This window comes from Cryobacterium sp. Hh11 (genome assembly GCF_004404045.1).
GTDB classification, from domain to species: domain Bacteria; phylum Actinomycetota; class Actinomycetes; order Actinomycetales; family Microbacteriaceae; genus Cryobacterium; species Cryobacterium levicorallinum.
Window position 1 is genome coordinate 111,371 of record NZ_SOHF01000025.1, and the last position, 19,262, is coordinate 130,632.

Annotated in this window: 18 protein-coding genes and 1 riboswitch; of the genes, 7 read left to right on the forward strand and 11 right to left on the reverse strand. The window is 66.6% G+C overall.

Annotated elements, in window-relative coordinates; translation table 11 throughout:
• Window positions 1-28: 28 nt before the first annotated feature.
• Entirely contained in the window at window positions 29-1,021 is a 993-nt protein-coding gene (locus tag E3T46_RS11640; RefSeq protein ID WP_166790260.1) for an IS1595 family transposase, read from the reverse strand.
• Window positions 1,022-1,270: 249 nt separating this feature from the next.
• Between E3T46_RS11640 and E3T46_RS11645 the strand changes: the two genes are divergently transcribed.
• Together E3T46_RS11645 and E3T46_RS11650 are read left to right on the forward strand one after the other, a co-directional pair.
• Entirely contained in the window at window positions 1,271-3,433 is a 2,163-nt protein-coding gene (locus tag E3T46_RS11645; protein WP_134578679.1) for a PQQ-dependent sugar dehydrogenase, read from the forward strand.
• 34 nt (window positions 3,434-3,467) lie between these two features.
• Window positions 3,468-4,442: a sugar phosphate isomerase/epimerase gene (locus tag E3T46_RS11650; RefSeq protein WP_134578680.1), complete on the forward strand. Its 975-nt coding sequence runs from the start codon at window positions 3,468-3,470 to the stop codon at window positions 4,440-4,442.
• A gap of 71 nt (window positions 4,443-4,513) precedes the next feature.
• Here E3T46_RS11650 and E3T46_RS11655 read toward each other — a convergent pair whose 3' ends face one another.
• The 7 genes from E3T46_RS11655 to E3T46_RS11685 are packed head-to-tail and all read right to left on the reverse strand — an operon-like array spanning window position 4,514 to window position 12,814.
• A complete protein-coding gene (locus tag E3T46_RS11655) occupies window positions 4,514-5,908 on the reverse strand; it encodes a nucleotide pyrophosphatase/phosphodiesterase family protein (RefSeq protein WP_134578681.1) in 1,395 nt (464 codons plus the stop codon).
• Window positions 5,905-6,774, reverse strand: a complete 870-nt coding sequence (locus E3T46_RS11660; RefSeq protein WP_134578682.1) for a TatD family hydrolase — start codon at window positions 6,772-6,774, stop codon at window positions 5,905-5,907. The genes E3T46_RS11655 and E3T46_RS11660 overlap by 4 nt, the downstream gene beginning before the upstream one ends.
• A gap of 9 nt (window positions 6,775-6,783) precedes the next feature.
• Window positions 6,784-7,530, reverse strand: a complete 747-nt coding sequence (locus tag E3T46_RS11665) for an EboA domain-containing protein (protein ID WP_174845397.1) — start codon at window positions 7,528-7,530, stop codon at window positions 6,784-6,786.
• Entirely contained in the window at window positions 7,527-8,399 is an 873-nt protein-coding gene (locus E3T46_RS11670) for an SCO3242 family prenyltransferase (RefSeq protein WP_198419203.1), read from the reverse strand. The genes E3T46_RS11665 and E3T46_RS11670 overlap by 4 nt, the downstream gene beginning before the upstream one ends.
• Before the next feature lie 7 nt (window positions 8,400-8,406).
• Entirely contained in the window at window positions 8,407-10,266 is a 1,860-nt protein-coding gene (locus E3T46_RS11675) for an FAD-dependent monooxygenase (protein ID WP_241980673.1), read from the reverse strand.
• Window positions 10,263-11,297, reverse strand: coding sequence for an ABC transporter permease (locus E3T46_RS11680; protein WP_134471520.1), 1,035 nt, complete (start codon window positions 11,295-11,297; stop codon window positions 10,263-10,265). The genes E3T46_RS11675 and E3T46_RS11680 overlap by 4 nt, the downstream gene beginning before the upstream one ends.
• Window positions 11,294-12,814, reverse strand: coding sequence for a sugar ABC transporter ATP-binding protein (locus E3T46_RS11685; protein ID WP_134578683.1), 1,521 nt, complete (start codon window positions 12,812-12,814; stop codon window positions 11,294-11,296). Before E3T46_RS11685 ends, E3T46_RS11680 begins: the two co-directional genes overlap by 4 nt.
• A gap of 192 nt (window positions 12,815-13,006) precedes the next feature.
• Here E3T46_RS11685 and E3T46_RS11690 point away from each other — a divergent pair, with 192 nt between their 5' ends.
• The 4 genes from E3T46_RS11690 to E3T46_RS11705 all read left to right on the forward strand — a co-directional run bounded on the left by E3T46_RS11690 (window position 13,007) and on the right by E3T46_RS11705 (window position 17,373).
• A complete protein-coding gene (locus E3T46_RS11690) occupies window positions 13,007-14,050 on the forward strand; it encodes a substrate-binding domain-containing protein (protein ID WP_134471522.1) in 1,044 nt (347 codons plus the stop codon).
• Between the two features lie 73 nt (window positions 14,051-14,123).
• Window positions 14,124-15,314 carry a Gfo/Idh/MocA family oxidoreductase gene (locus tag E3T46_RS11695; protein WP_174845398.1) on the forward strand — a complete coding sequence of 397 codons (1,191 nt, stop codon included), beginning with the start codon at window positions 14,124-14,126 and terminating at the stop codon, window positions 15,312-15,314.
• 8 nt (window positions 15,315-15,322) lie between these two features.
• Window positions 15,323-16,327: a sugar phosphate isomerase/epimerase gene (locus tag E3T46_RS11700; RefSeq protein ID WP_134578684.1), complete on the forward strand. Its 1,005-nt coding sequence runs from the start codon at window positions 15,323-15,325 to the stop codon at window positions 16,325-16,327.
• A gap of 158 nt (window positions 16,328-16,485) precedes the next feature.
• Window positions 16,486-17,373, forward strand: a complete 888-nt coding sequence (locus E3T46_RS11705; protein ID WP_166790261.1) for a thioredoxin domain-containing protein — start codon at window positions 16,486-16,488, stop codon at window positions 17,371-17,373.
• Window positions 17,374-17,466: 93 nt separating this feature from the next.
• Here E3T46_RS11705 and E3T46_RS18720 read toward each other — a convergent pair whose 3' ends face one another.
• On the reverse strand, window positions 17,467-17,595 hold the full coding sequence (locus E3T46_RS18720; RefSeq protein WP_277870970.1) for a hypothetical protein: 129 nt from the start codon (window positions 17,593-17,595) through the stop codon (window positions 17,467-17,469).
• On the opposite strand from E3T46_RS18720, the gene E3T46_RS18500 reads away from it, so the two are divergent.
• Entirely contained in the window at window positions 17,558-17,887 is a 330-nt protein-coding gene (locus E3T46_RS18500; RefSeq protein WP_241980705.1) for a CHY zinc finger protein, read from the forward strand. The two genes, E3T46_RS18720 and E3T46_RS18500, sit on opposite strands and share 38 nt — an antisense overlap.
• A 398-nt stretch (window positions 17,888-18,285) precedes the next feature.
• On the opposite strand, the gene crcB is transcribed toward E3T46_RS18500, so the two are convergent.
• Both crcB and E3T46_RS11720 read right to left on the reverse strand, forming a co-directional pair.
• Entirely contained in the window at window positions 18,286-18,666 is a 381-nt protein-coding gene (gene crcB / locus E3T46_RS11715; protein ID WP_104131563.1) for a fluoride efflux transporter CrcB, read from the reverse strand.
• Window positions 18,663-19,127: a CrcB family protein gene (locus E3T46_RS11720; RefSeq protein WP_241980675.1), complete on the reverse strand. Its 465-nt coding sequence runs from the start codon at window positions 19,125-19,127 to the stop codon at window positions 18,663-18,665. The genes crcB and E3T46_RS11720 overlap by 4 nt, the downstream gene beginning before the upstream one ends.
• Window positions 19,125-19,194: riboswitch (Fluoride riboswitch) on the reverse strand. It overlaps the preceding gene by 3 nt.
• Between the last annotated feature and the right edge of the window lie 68 nt (window positions 19,195-19,262).

The window sequence follows — 19,262 nt, forward strand, 5'->3', positions numbered from 1 at the left end:
AGAGCCACCAGCACCACGACGGTGCCGGTCAGCGCCAGGGCAGCGCCAGGGAACCCGATGGGGTTGCCTGGCTCGGCACGCCGACCGCGGGTCGGGTGCGCCCGGTCTTCAGCAGCGACTGATAGGTGACGGGCTGCCCGGCCACGGCGTAACGCAGCAGCTTATGAAAAAGCTGCCCACGACTCTCGGAGTGCCGATGATTGAACCGAAACACCCATTCGTCGACGTAGGCGGGCAGGTGTTCCGCACTGACCGCTCCCTGGCGCGGCCCCATCAGCCAATGGTTGGCCTGAAAGACCACGCGGCGCACGGCGGGCAGCACCTGGCGGGTTGGGGAACCCGGCGCAGACAGTGGCCGTGCGACGTGAGCGTACCGGTCTCGGATTCCCGCCGGATACGCGGACCAGTCGTGGGTTACGACGCGGCTGCCGGGCTCGACGGAATCCAGCATAAAAGCGGCCAGCTGCGCTGTCCCGGCGCTCGGGACCACCGCAATGCGGGTACGGCCGAGACCATCGGCATCCACTTCGACGGCTACTGCGAACAGTACTCGACTCAGTGGACCCCGGCCGGGAACCGAGCCGCCGAGGTAGGACACGTCGACCTCCACGTTGCCGCGCAGGCGATCCCGGCCCGGTTGCACCATGACCGATCGATAGCGGTGCAACATCGCCCAGGCCGTCTGCAGTGAGCCGAGCTCGGTCTCCCGATGTAACTGGGTCGCCGACAGCCCGACCTTGCTGTTTACGAGCAACCAGGCCGCACTGAACCACACGGCGAGCTCGGTGCGGGTGCCGTGAAAAATTGTTCCGGCTGTCGCGGAAATGCGTTTGCCGCAGCCCGCGCACCGCCACCGCTGGTGCGCCTCGCGCCAGCCGTGCTCGTGTGCACAGTTCGGGCAGCGGAATCCGTTCGGCCACCGTAACCAGTCGAGGTAGTCGAGGCACTTCCACTCTTCGTCAAACCATAGGCGCAGGTCGGCGTACGAGTTGGGGTAGGCGGGTCGTGCCGGCGTTGGCATGTCCCCCAGACTAGGGCACTGAACGCGAAACCCCGTGCGGTCAAAAATAAGGGGGTTTGTAGTTCGGTGCCGAAGAGTGCACCCCCGGCGCGGCATCCCTAGGCGGGCTCGGGATTTTTTTACGGCACCGAGCGGCAAATAGATGTTAGGTCTTCCGGTTATTCAGACACCGAAGTATGCACATACCGTGGCGACACCGGCCCCGCTCACCTGAGAGTTGCGCCCTGATCTCAACGAGGAGAACCAGATATGCGAACGAAGCACGGACTTCGACTGACTGCGGGGGCGGCGATGGCCACCCTCGTGGTCGCCGCCCTCACCGCGGCGCCCGCAGTAGCGGCCCCCGGCGACAAAGCTCCCCCGGGCATACCCGGCGCGCCGACCCCGGCAGCCCCCGCCGACTCGAGCTTTCAGAAGGTCACCCTCGACGCCACCCCGGGCGAGCCGCTCGACCTGGCCGTATTGCCCAACAATGACGTGCTGCACACCACCCGGGCCGGCGACATCTGGCTCAACGACGCACAATCGGGGCTCAACACCCTCGCCGCGTCACTCGAGGTGTACCAGCACGACGAAGAGGGACTGCAGAGCATCGCGCTCGACCCGAAGTTCGGCACACCGGGCAACAACTGGATCTACCTGTACTACTCCGCACCGCTGAACACTCCGATCGACGACCCGGCAACCGCCGGCGTGAACGAGGGCGACGCCCCGCTCACCGGCACAGCGGCTGACTTCGCCCCGTTCAAGGGCTCCATCACCCTCTCGCGCTTCCAGTTCGACGGCGCCGTCTTCGACCTTGCAAGCGAGCAGAAGATCCTGGACGTCGACGTGGACCGCGGCATCTGCTGCCACGTGGGCGGAGACATCGTCTTCGACACGGTCGGCAACCTCTACCTCTCCACCGGCGACGACTCGAACCCGTTCTCCTCCGACGGTTTCGTACCGATCGACGAGCGCATCGAACGCAACCCGGCCTTCGACGCGCAGCGCAGCGCAGCCAACACCAACGACCTGCGCGGCAAGATCCTGCGCATCACACCCACAGCAGACGGCGGCTATACGATCCCCGAAGGCAACCTGTTCGCCCCCGGCACCGAGCTCACCCGCCCGGAAATCTACGTGATGGGCATGCGCAACCCGTTCCGCATCGAACTCAACCAGAAAACCGGCGAGCTGTACGTTGGCGACTATTCCCCCGATTCCCGGACCGCCGATCCCCTGCGCGGCCCAGCCGGCACCGGCAAGTGGACGAGTATCACCGAAGCGGCAAACTACGGCTGGCCGTACTGCGCCACCGCCGAGCTGCCCTACGTGGACTTCGACTTCGCCACCGGCCTCTCCGGCGACACCTTTGACTGCGCCGCTCCCGTGAACGATTCGCCCCGCAACACTGGCCTGCGCGAGTTGCCTCCCGTTGTGCAGCCCGACGTCTGGTACGGCTACGGGTTGTCGTCTGAGTTCCCTGAGCTTGAGACCGGCGGCATCGGCCCGATGGCCGGCCCCGCGTATGACTACGACAAGAAGGCGTCAAAGGGTAAGGCATCCGTTGCCTGGCCCGAATACTACGACGGTATGTCGATGTTCTATGAATGGACCCGCGACTACATCAAGGGCATGACCCTCACCGACGGCGAGCTGGAGAAGATCGAGGCCGTCGTGGATTCCATCATCGTCGACAACCCGATCGACATGGAGTTCGGCCCGAACGGCGCCCTCTACGTTCTCGAATACGGCGACGGATACTTCGCCCAGAACCCAGACGCGCAGCTCTCCCGCATCGACTTCGTGGGCGACCAGGGCAACCGCTCGCCCCTCCCGATGGCCTCCGGCACGCCGACCGCTGGCGCCTCACCGCTCACCGTTGAGTTCTCCAGCGAGGGAACCACCGATCCAGAGGGTGACCAGCTCAGCTACGCCTGGGACTTCGAGTCCGACGGGGTCATCGACTCTCGCGAGCCAAACCCCACCTTTACCTACGAGACGGATGGCGCCTTCACGGCTTCCCTGCAGGTGACGGATGCCGGTGGCAAGGACCGCGGACGCTACGCCTCCGCAGAGGTCGAGATCGAGGTGGGCAACCAGGCCCCGGTCGTGACCTTCCTCACCCCCGTGGTCGGCCAGGACTTCCAGTTCGGCGACACGGTGACCTACGAGGTTCTCGTGACCGACGACCAGGCGGTCGACTGCTCGCTCGTGACCGTGACCTACATCCTGGGCCACGATTCGCACGGCCACCCGATCACCACGTCGGGCGGTTGCACGGGAACCATCACCACCACGGTTCCCTCCGGCCACAACCCGGAGACCGACGACCTCTCCGGGGTCTTCAACGCCTCATACACGGATGCCGGCGGCGACTCCTCCGGACCCCTCACCGGCTCCGCCGAGGTCGTACTGCGCTCCAACTAATTTCTGCCTCGCACACCTAACGAAAGGTACTCACATGTGTTTCGGATTTGACGGAGCGAATGAACTGAACAAGTCGCTCGCAGGCAAGAAGAACCTCAACCGCCGCAACTTTCTGCGCGGCGCACTCGCGGCAGGAGCCGGAGCCGGCCTCGCCGTGGCCGGCGCGAGCTCGGCCATGGCGACACCGGGCCTGAATTCTGCCAAAGCGGGCCCGGCAGGCAAGCCGGGTAAGGGCCGCAAGGTTCCGCCGGGACTGATCAGTATCCAGCTGTACACGTTGCGGTCGATCATGAGGGGCGACGGCGTTGACGCCACCTTTGAAGCGCTCGCAGACTACGGTTACACCAAGGTGGAACTCGCCGGGCTCTACGGCCGCACCCCGGCGGCCATGCGCGCCTACCTCGACGAACTCGGCATCACGCCGAGCTCGAGCCACGACGGTATCAGCGGCTCGCCCGCGGCGCTGCAGGCCAAGATCGCCGGTGCGGTAACGCTGGGGCAGACGTACATGAATGTTCCCTATCTGGCCTCGAGCGTGGCCGACGACTGGCGCCTGTGGGCTGACCAGATGAACGCCGAGGCATCCGTTGCCCAGGCGGCGGGGATCAAGTACGGGTACCACAACCACGCCCACGAGTTCACGACCGACCTCGGTGGCGGGCTCACGCCGTGGGAAGTTTTCACGACCCGGCTCGACCCGAAGCTCGTTCACCTCGAGGTGGACCTCTATTGGGCCGTCACCGGCGGTGTGGGTGTCGGCGCCGCTGACCCGGTGCAGTTCGCTATCGACGTGATCAAGGATGCGCCGCAGAAGGTGCTCGAGTACCACGTGAAGGACCGCGACGCGGCCGGCGGATTCGCCGACCTCGGCACCGGCACGATCGACTTCGCGCGCATCTTTGATGCCCACCCGGTGAAGCTGTACGCGGTCGAGAACGACCAGCCCGACGTCACCCCGCTGCAGACCGCCGAAGTGGGTTACAACTACCTGCGGAACGTGCGCTTCTAGCACTCCCTTCTGGCATGACAACGGCGCCCCTGCGAGGGGGCGCCGTTGTTGTGCGCTGGGTACCGGAGCGGTTATACCGCGGCGGGCTGTTTCAGCCCGGCAAGCCGCAGGAGCAGATCCCGCACCTCGGTGGCGGCGATGCTGCCCCTGGCGGCCGCCGGGTCCGAGCAGAGCAGCACCGGGGCGTCTGCCGAACTGTCGGGCAGGCGCCCGTGGGAACCACGCACGCAGGAAGGATCAAGCGGCACCACGTCCATGGCGTAACGCAGCCCCACCTTCTTCTTCGCGAGGTTGCGGGCCGCCCGCAGCTTCACGAACCGGTCGTCAGGGTCGAAGAACAGCTCGGCTGGGTCGTAGCCGGGCTTCTTGTGAATCTCCACGCCGCGCGCGAAGTCAGGCGCCTTCGCATCGTCGAGCCAGTAGTAATAGGTGAACCAGGCGTTCTTCTCGGCCACGGCCACGAGTTCGCCGCTGCGTTCATGGTCGAGACCGTAGCCGGCCTGGCCTTCGGCGTCCAGAACCTCGGCCACCCCGGGCAGCGCTTCAAGCAGCGTGCTCACCCGCGGCACATCGGCGGGGTCCTGCACGTAGACGTGCGCGAGCTGGTGGTCGGCGACCGCGAAGGCCCGGGAGGTCCACGGGTCGAGCAGCTCGCCGCTCGCGTTGGTGTGCACCTCGAGCAGGCCCTCGCGACGCAGCATCCGGTTCACATCCACCGGCTGGTCCACGTTTGTGATGCCGTATTCGCTCAGCACCACGATGGTCACGCCGAGCCGTGCGGCATCGTCGAGCAGCGGCGCGAGCACCCGGTCGAGTTCGCGAGCGGCCTCGAAGGAGCGCGGGTCGTCGGGACCGAACCGTTGTAGGTCGTAGTCGAGGTGCGGAACGTAGACGAGGGTGAGGTCATGGTCGGGTAAGACGTGCCGAGCCGCGCCCACGATCCAGCGCGAGGAAGCCATACCCGCGGTCGGGCCCCAGTAGGTGAACAACGGAAAGTCACCGAGCTTGGCCACGAGTTCGTCGTGCAGCGCGGGCGGGCGGATGTAGGCATCCGGGCTCTTGCGTCCGTCGGCGTGATAAACGGGGCGCGGTGTGATGGTGACGTCGGTCGTCGCGCCCATGGCGTACCACCAGCACACGTTCGCCACCCGGTAACCGGGATTCGTGCGGCGGGCGGTCTCCCAGACCTTCTCGCCGCCGACGAGGCGGTTGTGCTGGCGCCAGAGGTTGACCTCGCCGATGTCGCGCAGGTACCAGCCGTTGCCCACGATGCCGTGTTCGGCGGGTGTGAGCCCGGTGAGGAAGGTGGACTGCGCCGAGCAGGTCACGGCGGGTAGCACGGTACCGAGCTCGGCGGAAAAGCCGCGGGCCGCGACGGTCTGCAGGCGCGGCATCACGGCGAGCAGCCGGGGGGTGAGGCCGGCGACATCGATCACGAGAAGCGGCGTCGGCGTAGCCTCGCTCATGCCCGGGCACCGCGCATGATGGAGTTGCCGGCGAATTCGGCCGGCGGGGCGGCATCCGTTGTATCGCTTGGTTCGTCGAGGTCGAGGCGACCGCTCTGGCCGAAGAACTCCACCGGGTTGCGCCAGAGGATGCGGTCGACGTCATCGTCGGTGAAACCGGCGGCGAGCATGGCCTCACCGGTGCGGCGCGTGGTGAGGGGGTCACTGCGACCCCAGTCGGCGGCCGAGTTGACGAGCACGCGGTCGAGGCCGACGTCTTTCAGTACGGCGACCATGCGGGTGGGGTCCATCTTGGTGTCGGGGTAGATACTGAAGCCCATCCAGCAGCCGGAATCAACGACCTCGTGCACGGTGACCTCGTTGAGGTGGTCGACGACGACCATGCCGGGCGCGATGCCGCTCTCCCGCACCACGTCGAGGGTGCGGCGGGTGCCGGCGACCTTGTCACGGTGCGGAGTGTGCACGAGCGCGGGGAGTTCGTGGGCTACGGCGAGCGTGAGCTGGGCGGCGAAGGCGTGGTCTTCCTGCGGGGTCATTGAGTCGTAGCCGAGCTCGCCGACGGCGACGACGCCGTCTTTCTCGAGGTAGCGCGGCATAATGTCGAGCACGCCGGCCAGGCGCGGGTCGCCGGCCTCCTTGGGGTTGAGCCCGATCGTGCAGAAGTGGCGGATGCCGAATTGGCTGGCCCTGAACGGTTCCCAGCCGACGAGAGCGTCGAAGTAGTCGATGAACGAGTCCACGCTCGTGCGCGGCTGACCGAGCCAGAAGGCCGGCTCCACCACCGCGCGCACCCCGGCCGCGTACATGGCCTCGTAGTCGGCGGTGGTGCGGGAACTCATGTGAATGTGCGGGTCCATGATGCGCATGTCGAGTTCTTACTCCTTATATAGAGGGATGGCCGGTTGCAGTGCGTTGAGCAGGTCGGCCGGGAGGTCCGCGCGGTGCAGGCACTCGGGAAACGCGGCGACCACGGCGGGAATATCGGCGGGAATATCGCGCCCGGCTGCGCTGCGTTCGTGGGCGAGGTCGACGAGCATGCGGGCGAGTTCGGCGTCTTGCCGCTCGGCGAGATTCGCGATGACGTGCAGGGGAACACCCATGAAGACGCACTTGACGACGGCGTGGCGGTACGCCTCGACGCCGAGGTAGCGCGCGCCATACGGTTGCAGGGCAGCCGCGACCAGGCGCACGTCATTGGTGCGAAGGGCATCTTCGACGAGGGTCAGGAGTGTTGAACCGATGCCAGTGCCGCGAGGATCGTCGGGACCGTCAAGCCGGTGCAGTCCGCGCAACACACCGCGTTTCTCCCCGGCATCGCCGTGACGATACAGGTCATCCAGAAGATCAACGCACTCCGGACCGGCGAGTGCGCCCAGCAGAACTCCGCGCGCCGCGTCGTCGACGGTGCCGTAGCGCAGGCCCAGCAAGTCTCCGTCCCGGAGCGGGGCACGCCCACAGCGCCGGGACACGGCCGGGTAGTGCTGGGTGATCGCTGCCGAATGATGCTCAACGTCGACGCGGGCGGCTTCGAGCCAGATCGATCCAGCGTCGGTCAGGCGGTCGTGCAGGGCGGTGCCGCTCACTGGTACGCTCCCCGCGGTTTCGGTCGTGGTGACAATCATGTGGCGGATACCTTCCGGCTGAGGCGCAGACCGAGCGGCAGCAGTGCGGCAACGGCCAGACCGGTTCCAACGAAGCCGGACCGCGCGATCAGCGCCGCCTGCAGTCCGATCGTGCCGATGACCGAGGCACCGACAGCGCGGCGCACGTCGCCGGCGGCACGCGTGTTCCGCGCGCGGAGTTGCGCTGGCGCGACGGCGCCGAGATAGACGGTGGCGAGGGCGGCGCCGACCACCCGGGGCAGCCATCCGTTGGCCGGCCGGATGACGGGACCGGCAGCGGCGGCGACGGAAGCACAGACGGTGCCCGCGACGGCCAGGGTGCCCACGAGGGCGCTCGTGGATCCGTGCACCTCGTCGCGACTGAGAGTGGTGGTGCCGAGGGTGTGGGTGAAGACGGTGAGTGCCGCCGAAAGCCCTGATCGCACCGATCCGGCGCCGAGCAGCACGTCGAGCAACCGGGTGGCCGCCATCGATACCGGGCCGAACGGGGTGGACTTGAACACCAGGTCATAGGCCCAGACGCTCGCGGCGAGCGGGAGCGCTACGGCGAGCGCACGCCGCCCGCCACTCAGTGCGGCGACGGCGACGCCGGCCGCGGTGAGCACGATCGCCACGGTGAGGGCCTCGGCTGGCGTCACGTCGCCGGAGGGGATCGGTCGTTCCGGGCGCTCGACCGCGTCCAGAGCCCTGTCGGCGTAGTCGTTCAGGGCCATGCCCGCCCAGTAGATCAGGGTCGAGCAGAGCGGGAGCAGAACGGTGTGCGGGCCGAGGGAGCGCCCAGAGGCAGCGGCGCCGGCCAGGGTATCGCCCGGCGCGGTGAGCGCGGCGGGAAGGCGCACGAGGCGGGCAAAAGCATCCGGGGTCATCATGCGCGACTCAGGCCGACTGACCGGCAAGGACACGGCTGTCGGCGCGGCTGTCGGCGCGGCTGAGAATCGCGGTCATCGCGGCAAAAACGGCCTCCTCCGGGTTCTCGGCCAGCTGGTACGACCGCCAGCCGACGTGTTTGTCGGGGCGCACAAGTACGACACCGTCTTCGGCCACCTCGCGCAGCCTGGCCCAGTCGAAGTACAGGTCGGTGACGGGCTGGCCGGGACCGATGATCACGGTTTCGAGCTTGACGCCGAGCCGCTCGCCCACCCGCGCCGCGGCATCCGCCCAGACTGAGCCGGTGATGCCGGTGATGAGTGTGAACTGCGAGAAGGGGGCGAGGTCGTGGGTCGAGAGCTTGTGGGTGCTGTCTCCCACCCAGGCGTGCGGCAGGCGCGAGCCCGGCACAGTCGAGGGTTGGTAGTACAGTTCGGGATCGCGCTGCGGTTCCGGGCGCACTGATCCGTCGCCGACGATGGCGGTCGATTCGTAGAACTGTCCGACCTCAACGCCGTGGGCGTTGAACTCATAGTTCTTGACCTCCATCGCGTTCTGGATGGCCTGCCGTTTGGCTGCGCCGGCCGGGGTGTTCGCCTTGCGTTCCTCGATCATCTCGATCATCTCCGATTCGGTGCGCGCCGTGGTCACGCCGAGCGCGTCAAATAGCTGGCCGAATTCGCTGGCCGACTTGTTCGCCCGCAGCACGATTTGCCTGGCCACCGGGGCGCGCTCCTCGGTATAGGTCTCCAGAAGCTCAGGGCCCGAGGTACCCGCCAGCACGGCGGCGAGCTTCCAGGAGAGGTTGTATGAATCCTGAATCGATGTATTCGACCCCAGTCCGTTACTCGGCGGATGCTTGTGCACCGCGTCTCCCACGCAGAACACCCTCCCCCGCTGCAGCCGGGTGGCGTACTGGGCGTTGTTGCCCCACAGCGACGTTCCAGTGATCTCCACCTCGAGGTCGGGCAGGCCGAGCAAATTGCGAACGATCTGCGTGGCGGCGGCCTCATCGATCACCGGGGCTGGTTGCGAGATGTCGTAGCCCCACACCACGAGCCACTGGTTCCACGGCCGGATCATGCGCACCAGGCCTGTTCCGATACCGCCGATGTTCGACCCGGGCTGCACCACCCAGTACAGCACCGAGGGGCGATGCCCGACGAAGGGCGTGATGTCGGCGGTGAAGGTGATGTTCATCGAGCCGGCGATATCCATCTCCCCCTCCATCGGCAGGTCGATGTCGGCGGCGACCTGGGAGCGCGCTCCGTCGGCGCCGATCAAGTACTTGGCACGGATGCTGAACTCGGTTCCCGTGAGCCGGTCCAGCACACGCACACTCACCCCCTCCGCATCCTGCACGTGGGAGAGGTACTCCGTCGAGAACCTGGTCAGTGTTCCCCGCGTCGTGGCGTTCTTCACCAAAATGGGCTCGAGGTAGGTCTGCGGAATGTCGCAGGTGCTGGCCGGTGAGGCCAGTTCGTAGTCGGCACGGCGGGCCGGATGCGTGCCGAAGGTGAGAATGCGTCCGAGTTCTTCGCCGGCGATCGACGTGCAGAACACCGTGTCACCCATCAGCTCGTTCGGTGTCGACTCGGCGCGCACCGCGTCTTCGATGCCGACGTCGCGAAAGATCTCCATCGTGCGCTGGTTCGTGATGTGGGCGCGCGGCGTATTGGCCGTCCATCGGTACTTGGTGATCATCATGTTGGCGACGCCGAGGGTGGAGAGGAACAGGGCTGCGGCAGATCCGGCCGGGCCCGACCCGATGATCAGTGCCTCCGTCTCGACCAGGGCGCCGTGCGGCAGGGCGGTCTCGCTAATCCCGTCATCGAAGACGATCGGCGCCCTGCTGCCCGGCAGGGTCACTTGCTGCGGCTGCCGTGGGAGGCGAATCGCTGCTGCAACAACACCGCGACCACGATGATGACGCCCTTCGCCACGTTCTGCACCGAGGTCGAGAGATTGTTCTGGGTGAAGACGTTGGTGAGCGTGCTGAAAATCAGTACGCCGAGCACGGATCCCACGATGGTGCCGCGGCCGCCGATGAGCAGCGTGCCGCCCACCACGACGGCGGCGATCACGTCGAGCTCAAGGAGCGTGCCGTGCGTCGAGGTACCGACCGTGGTGCGGCCGAGGAACATCACCCCGGCGATGCCGGCGGTGAGGCCCGAGAGCATGTAGACGTACACCATGTGGCGCTTCACCTTGATACCGGCGAGGCGGCTCGCCTCGGCGTTGCCGCCGACGGCCACTGTACGTCGGCCGAAGGTGGTGCGGTTGAGCAGTACCCAGCCGGCCACCGCCACGACCAAAAAGATCCAGATCAGGATGGGCACGCCGAGCAGGTCGGCGCGAAAGAAGCTCAGAAATTCCTGGTTGTTCACGATCTGGGTCGACCGGTTCGAGATGAGTTCGGCGAGGCCGCGCGCGCCCACGAGCATGGCGAGCGTCGCCATGAACGCTACGACGCCTCCATACGCAATCACAACGCCGTTCACGAAGCCGGCCAGGGTGCCGACGAGAAGCGCGACCACGACGATCAGTAGCCAGGACGACTGCGCGGAGGCCAGCTGCACCGCGGTGAGGCTCGCCACCACGCTCGACAGGCCCACCACCGAACCCACCGACAGGTCGATGCCCCCGGCCGTGATCACGAAGGTCATTCCGACGCAGACCACGCCAACGATCGAGGCGAAGCGAATGATGGTGACGAAGTTGTCGAAACTGGCGAACCGGTCGCCCGCGGTGAGGACTCCCACCAGGATCAGCAACCCGAAGGCGATGACCAGCCCGAGGTTGCGGCCCACCGATCCGCCCAGCATCCGCTTCACGATGCCGGGCGGTGTGTCGTGCGCAATGGGGGTCGGCGGGGCCGCCTGGGTGATTTGCTCGCTCATGCGGCACTTCCTCTCATGACCAGATCGAGCACACCGGGCTCGTCGATTTCGTTGGAATTAGTAGTGGTGAGAACCTCGCCGTCGCTGATGACCAGCACGCGGTCGGCCAGGCCGAGCACCTCGTCGATCTCGCTGGAGACGACGATGATGGCGGTACCCGCCTCGGCGAGGCGGCGGATGAGGGCGTAGATCTCCGCGCGTGCGCCGACGTCCACCCCCCGGGTCGGTTCGTCGAGCAAAAGCACCGTGGTGCCGTGCACGAGCCACCGTGCAAGCAAAATCTTCTGCTGGTTTCCGCCGGAGAGGCTGCGGGTCGCCAGATCGGGATCGGCCGGCCGCAGCTCGAGGGCCTGAATCTGTTTTCGGGCGGCTTCGCGTTCTGCGCCCTCGCGCAGAAACCCGCCGCGGGCGAACCGCGCGAAGGATGACAAGGTGACGTTCTTGAAAATGGGTTCGTCGAGGATAAGTCCCTGGCTTTTGCGCTCCTCCGGGGATAAGCCGATGCCGGCGCTGACCGCGGCGTCGACGGAGCCGGGGCGCAGCACCTTGCCGTTCACTGTGACCGTGCCGCTCGTGCTGCGCCGGGCCCCGTAGATGGCCTCAAGAATTTCGGAGCGGCCGGAGCCCACCAGTCCGGCGAGGCCCACGATCTCGCCCGCGCGCACCTCGAGCGAGACGTTGCGAAACAACCCGCGCACGCCGAGCGCGTCGCAGCTCAGCACGATGGGCGCATCCGCTGGCAGCGGGGTGGCCGCCGGGAAGACGTTGGCGACTTCGCGGCCGGTCATCAAGCGGATGAGGTCTGGCGTGGGGGTATCGGCCACGCTCAGGCCCGACGCCGTGGTTTTGCCATCTTTGATCACCGTGATGCGGTCGCCAATGCGCCGAATCTCCGCGAGCCGATGGGAGATGTAGACCACAGCGATGCCCTGCGCGGTGAGCTCAGCGACGACGCGGAACAGGTTCTCCACTTCCTGGGAATCGAGCACGGCGCTGGGTTCATCCATGATGATCAGCTTGGTGTCGCGGCTCAGTGCCCGAGCCATGCTCACGATCTGCTTGTTCGCAGCCGAGAGTTGGCCCACTTCGGTGCGCGGCGAGATCTCCCTATGACCGAGCCGCGCGAGGATCTCCTGCGTTCGGGCGTTGGCCGAGGCGACGTGCAGCACACCGCCGGTGGCCTGCTCATGCCCCAGAAAGACGTTCTCAGCGATGGTGAGGCCGTCGACCACGTCGAGTTCCTGATACATCGTGGCGATGCCGAGTTCGAGCGCGGCCACCGGGCCACCGATGGTGACCGGTTCGCCCTGCCAGAAGATCTCGCCGGAGTCAGGCTGATAAGCGCCGGAGAGGGTCTTGATGAGGGTGGATTTTCCGGCACCGTTCTGGCCGAGCACACAGTGCACCTCGCCGGGTCGCACAACAAGGTCAACGCCCTGAAGCGCCTTCACACCGGCGAAACTCTTTCGTAGCCCGCGAACTTCGAGTAATGCTGCGGAATGGTCAACAGTGATCATGCAAAAAACCTAACACAAGGGCGACACTTACGTCGATGAACATCAATAAGTTGCACGCAAACCGTCACCATCTGCTATCGTTCAACTCGTCAGCGTCGACGCCTCCTCAATTGTTCGACAATTGAGTCGCACTCTCGCCGGCAGCACGACACCCCTGCACCTGCAGCCATCCACCGAGCCAGAGGGAATCACATGCTTGCACCCCGCACTGTCCGTCGCAGAATTCTTTTCGCCGCCGGCACCTCGCTGGCCGTCGTCGGCCTCATCACCGGCTGCACGGCCGGTACCGCCACGAACACCCAGCCCACGAACGCCAGCGTTGAGGGCAACGAAGCCCAGGGCGACAGCATCACCATCGGCTATTCGGGCCCCGCGGCCGACCACGGCTGGCTCGGCGCCATCAACAACGCCGCCATCGCCGAGGCCGCCAAGTACCCCGACATCGACCTCAAGATCGCCGAGGGCACCAACGATGCCAACCTGCAGATCAGCCAGGTCGAAGGCTTCATCAACGATGGCGTCGATGCCATCGTGCTGCTGCCCACCGACGGCGCCGCGCTTACCCAGGTGGCCATCCGCGCCATGGAGGCCGGCATCCCTGTGATCAACGTGGACCGCGAGTTCTCGAGCACCTTCGCCGCCCGCGCCACCATCCTCGGTGACAATTACGGAATGGGCGTCAGCGCCGGCACCTACATCTGCGAGGAACTCAGCGACAACCCCGACGCCGTGGTCGCCGAAATCGCCGGCATCGACTCACTCCCCCTGACCCAGGAGCGCAGCGCCGGCTTCAAGCAGGCCCTCAGCGACTGCGGACTGTCGGTCACCAACCGCGTCTCCGCCGACTTCACCGTGGCGGGCGGCGAGGCCACCACCTCACAGCTGCTCGCCGCGGCCCCGCAGATCGACGCGCTCTGGAACCACGACGATGACCAGGGAATCGGCGTGCTCGCTGCCATCGACGCCGCTGGACGCGACGAGTTCTTCATGGTCGGCGGCGCCGGATCCGCTAACGCCATGCGCCTGATCCAGGCCGGCGACAGCGTGATGAAGGCCACCGTGGTTTACCCCTCCACCCAGGCTGCCGACGGCATCCGCTTGGCGCGCCTGCTCGTGCAGGACAAGGCCATGAGCGACCTCGTGGAGGTGGAGATCCCCAACCGGATCGTGCTCAACGCCCCCGTGGTGACCAGTGAGAACGTGGAGCAATACCTGCCGACCGCCTTCGAGTCCTAAGCACCACCGGCGCGTCGCACGGGGAGCAAGCCAGCCTTTGCTCCCCGTGACCATCAACAGAAAGAGTTCTCACATGAGCGCACCGCTACGCGTCGCACTGATCGGCCACGGATTCATGGGCGCCGCGCACTCCCAAGGCTGGCGCGTCGCCCCCCGCTTCTTCGACCTGGCGGCGCAGCCCGAGATGAGCGTTCTCGTGGGGCGGGACGCCGCGCAGGCGGCGGAGGCCGCCACACGCTGGGGCTGGGCCGAGTCGTCCTCCGACTGGCGGGCGGTGATCGACCGGCCGGATATCGACGTGATCGACATCGTCACCCCTGGCACGTCGCACGCCGAGATCGCGATCGCCGCGCTCAACGCGGGCAAACATGTCCTGTGCGAGAAACCACTAGCCAACACGGTCGCCGAGGCCGAGGCGATGACGGATGCCGCCGCTCGCGCCTTCGACCGGGGCGTCTACGCCATGGTCGGGTTCACGTATCGGAGAATTCCGGCCGCAACACTCGCCCGCGATTTTGTCGCCGCCGGCAAGATCGGCGACATTCGCCAGGTGCGCGTGAACTACCTGCAGGACTGGCTCGTCGACCCGCAAACCCCGCTCACGTGGCGTCTACAGAAGGAACTTGCCGGCTCCGGGGCACTCGGCGACATCGGTGCCCACGCCATTGACCTCGCCCAGTTCATCACCGGAGACCGGCTCGCGAGCGTTTCAGGCATCATCGAGACGATCGTGAAGGAACGCCCGCTTCTTGGTGCCCGGCAGGGGCTCTCCGGCACCGGAACCACCGAGCGCGGCCCTGTGACCGTCGACGATCTGGCCCTGTTCACCGGTCGGTTCGCGGGCGGTGCCCTCGGAAGCTTTGAGGCCACACGCTTCAGCACCGGGCGCAAGAATTCCTTCCGCATCGAGGTTGCCGGCTCCGACGGCGCGATTTCTTTCGACCTGGAAGATCTCAACGTGCTGAGCTTCTTCGACGGACACGCCGCGAGTGGGCAGCAAGGCTTTACCAAAATTCTGGTAACCGAGCCGCAGCATCCGTATCTGGCCGCCTGGTGGCCGCCAGGGCACACGCTCGGCTACGAGCACGGATTCACCCATCAGGCCAGGGATTTCGTCGAGGCCATCTCGGCGGGAGTGCAGCCGACTCCCTCGTTCGCTGACGGCCTGCAGGTGCAGCGGGTGCTCGCCGCAGTCGAAGCCAGCTCCGATAATGGAAGCGCCTGGACCCCCACCTCCACCCCCGTACTCGCAGCACAGAAATAGGAGAACTCATGGCCCGCCCCATCACACTGTTCACCGGCCAGTGGGCCGATCTGCCCTTCGAAGAAGTGGCGCGCCTCGCCTCCGAGTGGGGCTACGACGGCCTCGAGATCGCTTGCTGGGGCGACCACCTCGACCCCAATCGCTGGAACGACGCCGAGTATGTCGCCGGCAAGCTCGGCGTGCTCGAGAAGTACAACCTGAAGGTGTGGGCAATCTCCAACCACCTCAAAGGCCAGGCTGTCTGTGACGATCCGATCGACCAACGGCACCGCGACATTCTTCCCGACTCGATCTGGGGCGACGGCGACCCGGAGGGCGTGCGCCAGCGTGCCGCCGAGGAGATGACGAACACCGCCCGGCTCGCCGCGAAACTCGGCGTGAAGACCGTCATCGGGTTCACCGGCTCGTCGATCTGGAAGTATGTCGCGATGTTTCCGCCCGTCTCGCAGGACCTCATCGACGCCGGCTACCAGGATTTCGCCGACCGCTGGAACCCGATTCTCGACGTGTTCGACGAGGTCGGCGTGCGATTCGCCCACGAGGTACACCCGAGCGAGATCGCCTTCGACTACTGGACGACCGTTCGCACCCTCGAGGCCATCGGGCACCGGCCCGCGTTCGGGCTGAACTGGGATCCGAGTCACTTCGTGTGGCAAGACCTCGACCCGGTGAGCTTTCTCTGGGACTTCAAGGACCGCATCTACCACGTTGACTGCAAAGACACCAAGAAGCGCATGAAGAATGGTCGCAACGGCCGCCTCGGCTCACTTCTGGCCTGGGCCGACCCCCGCCGCGGCTGGGACTTCATCTCCACCGGCCACGGCGATGTGCCATGGGAAGACAGCTTCCGCATGCTCAACACCATCGGTTACTCCGGGCCCATTTCGGTGGAGTGGGAGGACGCCGGAATGGATCGCCTGATCGGCGCGCCCGAGGCGCTCGCCTTCGTACGCTCGCTGGTCTTTGACGCTCCAACGGCAGCGTTCGACGCGGCGTTCAGCTCCCGAACGTAGGCTTTGGCCCATTCGCGCGGGCAAAAGCGCGTGGCACCCTGGCCTCGCCAGGGCGCTCGGCTCTCACAGTCGCCTCACAGGCTCCCGGAACCAGACCGTTAGGCAGGGCCGCTAACGTCGTAGGCAACAGCAGCGACAAACGAATGGTGAACTTCCGCATGAGCACTTCCGGCCAGGCCCGCCCGCCCAAGAAGGACCGACGCGAAGACGCCCGCGAAACCGCCCGCCTCATGCGCGCCGAGCAGGTCAATCGGGACAAACGCCGTCGACTCTTTCTGCGCGGAGGCATCGGTATCGGCCTGCTCGCCGTGGTCGCCATCGTCGCCGTGGTCATCGTGAACAACGTCACCGCCCCGGCAGCGGCGAGCCCGGCCAACATGGCCAGCGACGGCATCCTGCTCGGTAGCGACGGCACGACGGTTTCCGCCGCCGCGACAGCAGCTCTCGAAGCGGATGCCGACCCGATCGCCACCGACCAGAGCGCGCTTGTCGACACGGCCAACATCGTGATGTACATCGACTATCTGTGCCCGATCTGCGGCGATTTCGAGGCCACCAACGGCGAGCAGATCACCGAGTGGGTCACCGCCGGAAATGCCACGGTCGAGGTTCACCCGATCTCGATTCTTGACCGGTTGTCGTCGGGCACCGAGTACGCCACCCGCGCCGCAAACGCGGCTGCCTGCGTGGCCAACTATGCTCCCGACAACTTTCTCGATTTCAACGCGGCTATGTTCGCCGATCAGCCCGCCGAGAACACGACCGGCCTGACCGATACCGAGCTGACCAGCCTGATTGAGGGGTCCGGGGTGACCTCCAGCGAGGTCGCCCGCTGCATCGCCGATCAGACCTACTCCGACTGGGTCGACGCCTCGACGCAACGTGCGCTCGAGGGACCGATTCCCCACTCCGACATTGATGCAATCGAGGGAACCCCGACGGTGCTGGTGAATGGCGTGAAGTACTCGGGCTCCAACAGCGATGCCGCCACTTTCGAAGCCTTCGTCACTGAGCAGGCGTCCGCTGATGCCGAGTCGGGCGAATAGCATGTACGGCCCGATTCATCGACCGGGCCCGGGCCCGGAAAGCGGGCCCACGATCGATCATGGGCCCGGCTCCGCAACCTGGGCCCGACGTTCTCAGCCCAGCGCCAGCCCCGCCAACAGGGCGAGCGCAGTTCCACCGCCGGATACCGGCGTAGCATCCGCGAAAACGGATGCCGCGCCGCCCGTGTTCGGGGCGGTTCTCGATTCGGCGACCCGCTGCATCCACTTTCACTCTGAACTGGACATCGTTGCGATCAGGTTCGCCTGCTGCCGGCGTTACTACCCGTGCTACCAGTGCCACGACGAGGCTGTGCGGGGCGAACCCGTTCCGCATGCGGCCGGTCGGTGGCCACAGTCCGAGTGGTCGGAGCTCGCGATTCTGTGCGGGGCCTGCCACCGCGAGCTCAGCATCACCGAGTATCGCCAGGTCGAGCGCTGCCCGCACTGCGCGGCCGAATTCAACCCCGGCTGCCGCCTGCACGCCCACCTCTACTTCGAGGAGTCCGACGGCTGATCCGGCCGCGGGCCGATACCTTCAGCCCCCTGAACGCTGGCCACCTCTGGTGAGGTGCCAACTTTGGCCCCATGAACCACGCCACGCCACGCGAGGTACCAACTTCCGCCCCGTGAACGCTGGTCATCTCTGGTGAGGTGCCAACTTTGGCCCCATGAGCTCCGGCCAAGGGGGCAAAGTTGGCACCTCAAGAAATCCAAGGGGCCAAAGATGGCACCTCGCGGCGGCGCACGCACCCCATTCCTCGGGCTCCCATTTCAGGCCCAATCTTTTCCGGGCCCGGGCCCGGGCCCGGAAAGCGGGCCCATGATCGATCATGGGCCCCCGTTCGCAACATGGGCCCGGCCTCGCGGGCGCCCGAGCCCGAGGCAGAGACAGAGCCAGAGTCAGAGTCAGAGTCAGCCGAGCGCCAGCCCCGCCCAGAGACCGAGTGCTGCGCCGCCAACGGATGCGACGAGCATGCCGATCCCGTTGGCCAGCGCCGCGAGATACCGCCGTTGCTGGGCCAGTCGCACGGTCTCGAAACTCGCCGTACTGAACGTCGTGTAGCCGCCGAGCAGACCGACGCCGATCACGAGGCTCCACTCCGGCGCGAGCAGGTGGTTCAGGGCGAGGCCGGTGACGAGGCCAAGCAGCAGCGAGCCGCTCACGTTGATAATGGTCGTGCCGAACGGAAACGCCCCGCCGAGGCGGGAGCGCACGAGGCCGTCGAGGTAGAACCGGGCGGCCGCGCCCACGCCGCCGGCGCAGGCGATCCCCAGGAACAGGAGCGGGGTCATCCGTTCGCCCCCGGATGCCGGTGCAGAGCGGCGCCGAGCACGATGCCGAGCCCGGTGGCCACGCCGCCAAGCAGCACGGTACCGAGAGCATAGGTGAGCGCGAGGCCGATCTCACCGCCGATGAGTAGCAGTGCACTCGCGGTCGCGAGCGCGCTGTAGGTCGTGAAACCGCCGAGCAGACCGGTGCCGAGCAGGAGTCGCAGGCTGCGGCGGCCACCGGCATCATGTCCGCTGCGCACGAGGGCCTCGAGCAGGAGGCCAAGCAACAGGGCACCGAGTAGGTTGATTCCGAGCGTGGTCAGCGGTAGGCGACCGTCAGGAAGCACGAGCGAGAGCGCTTCGCGCAGGGCGGTGCCCGCCGTCCCGCCGAGAAACACCAGGCCGAGGTAGCGCCAGCGCAGATGCGCGGCGCGCGGCGTGATTTCGTCGATGGTGTCCTGCCCGGTGTGGTTCCGTCGCAATGAGTAGGAACCATCAGCGCGGGCAGTTTGAGCGGATGCTCCGGCGGGATCCATCGCCGAGGCCAGAATACACGCCTGCGCCCGGGTAGGCCTCCGGCACGTGGCGACTGCGGCACGTAATCGCTGCGGCGCGAG

What these genes read in the sequence shown, in the direction of transcription:
- E3T46_RS11655 (WP_134578681.1), bottom strand. Translation starts at nt 5,908, where the DNA reads ATGAGCGAGGCTACGCCGACGCCGCTTCTCGTGATCGATGTCGCCGGC.
- E3T46_RS11640 (WP_166790260.1), bottom strand. Translation starts at nt 1,021, where the DNA reads ATGCCAACGCCGGCACGACCCGCCTACCCCAACTCGTACGCCGACCTG.
- E3T46_RS11665 (WP_174845397.1), bottom strand. Translation starts at nt 7,530, where the DNA reads ATGATTGTCACCACGACCGAAACCGCGGGGAGCGTACCAGTGAGCGGC.
- E3T46_RS11705 (WP_166790261.1), top strand. Translation starts at nt 16,486, where the DNA reads ATGAGCACTTCCGGCCAGGCCCGCCCGCCCAAGAAGGACCGACGCGAA.
- E3T46_RS11690 (WP_134471522.1), top strand. Translation starts at nt 13,007, where the DNA reads ATGCTTGCACCCCGCACTGTCCGTCGCAGAATTCTTTTCGCCGCCGGC.
- crcB (WP_104131563.1), bottom strand. Translation starts at nt 18,666, where the DNA reads ATGACCCCGCTCCTGTTCCTGGGGATCGCCTGCGCCGGCGGCGTGGGC.
- E3T46_RS11700 (WP_134578684.1), top strand. Translation starts at nt 15,323, where the DNA reads ATGGCCCGCCCCATCACACTGTTCACCGGCCAGTGGGCCGATCTGCCC.
- E3T46_RS18720 (WP_277870970.1), bottom strand. Translation starts at nt 17,595, where the DNA reads ATGCAGCGGGTCGCCGAATCGAGAACCGCCCCGAACACGGGCGGCGCG.
- E3T46_RS11685 (WP_134578683.1), bottom strand. Translation starts at nt 12,814, where the DNA reads ATGATCACTGTTGACCATTCCGCAGCATTACTCGAAGTTCGCGGGCTA.
- E3T46_RS11650 (WP_134578680.1), top strand. Translation starts at nt 3,468, where the DNA reads ATGTGTTTCGGATTTGACGGAGCGAATGAACTGAACAAGTCGCTCGCA.
- E3T46_RS11660 (WP_134578682.1), bottom strand. Translation starts at nt 6,774, where the DNA reads ATGCGCATCATGGACCCGCACATTCACATGAGTTCCCGCACCACCGCC.
- E3T46_RS11670 (WP_198419203.1), bottom strand. Translation starts at nt 8,399, where the DNA reads ATGATGACCCCGGATGCTTTTGCCCGCCTCGTGCGCCTTCCCGCCGCG.
- E3T46_RS11695 (WP_174845398.1), top strand. Translation starts at nt 14,124, where the DNA reads ATGAGCGCACCGCTACGCGTCGCACTGATCGGCCACGGATTCATGGGC.
- E3T46_RS11680 (WP_134471520.1), bottom strand. Translation starts at nt 11,297, where the DNA reads ATGAGCGAGCAAATCACCCAGGCGGCCCCGCCGACCCCCATTGCGCAC.
- E3T46_RS11645 (WP_134578679.1), top strand. Translation starts at nt 1,271, where the DNA reads ATGCGAACGAAGCACGGACTTCGACTGACTGCGGGGGCGGCGATGGCC.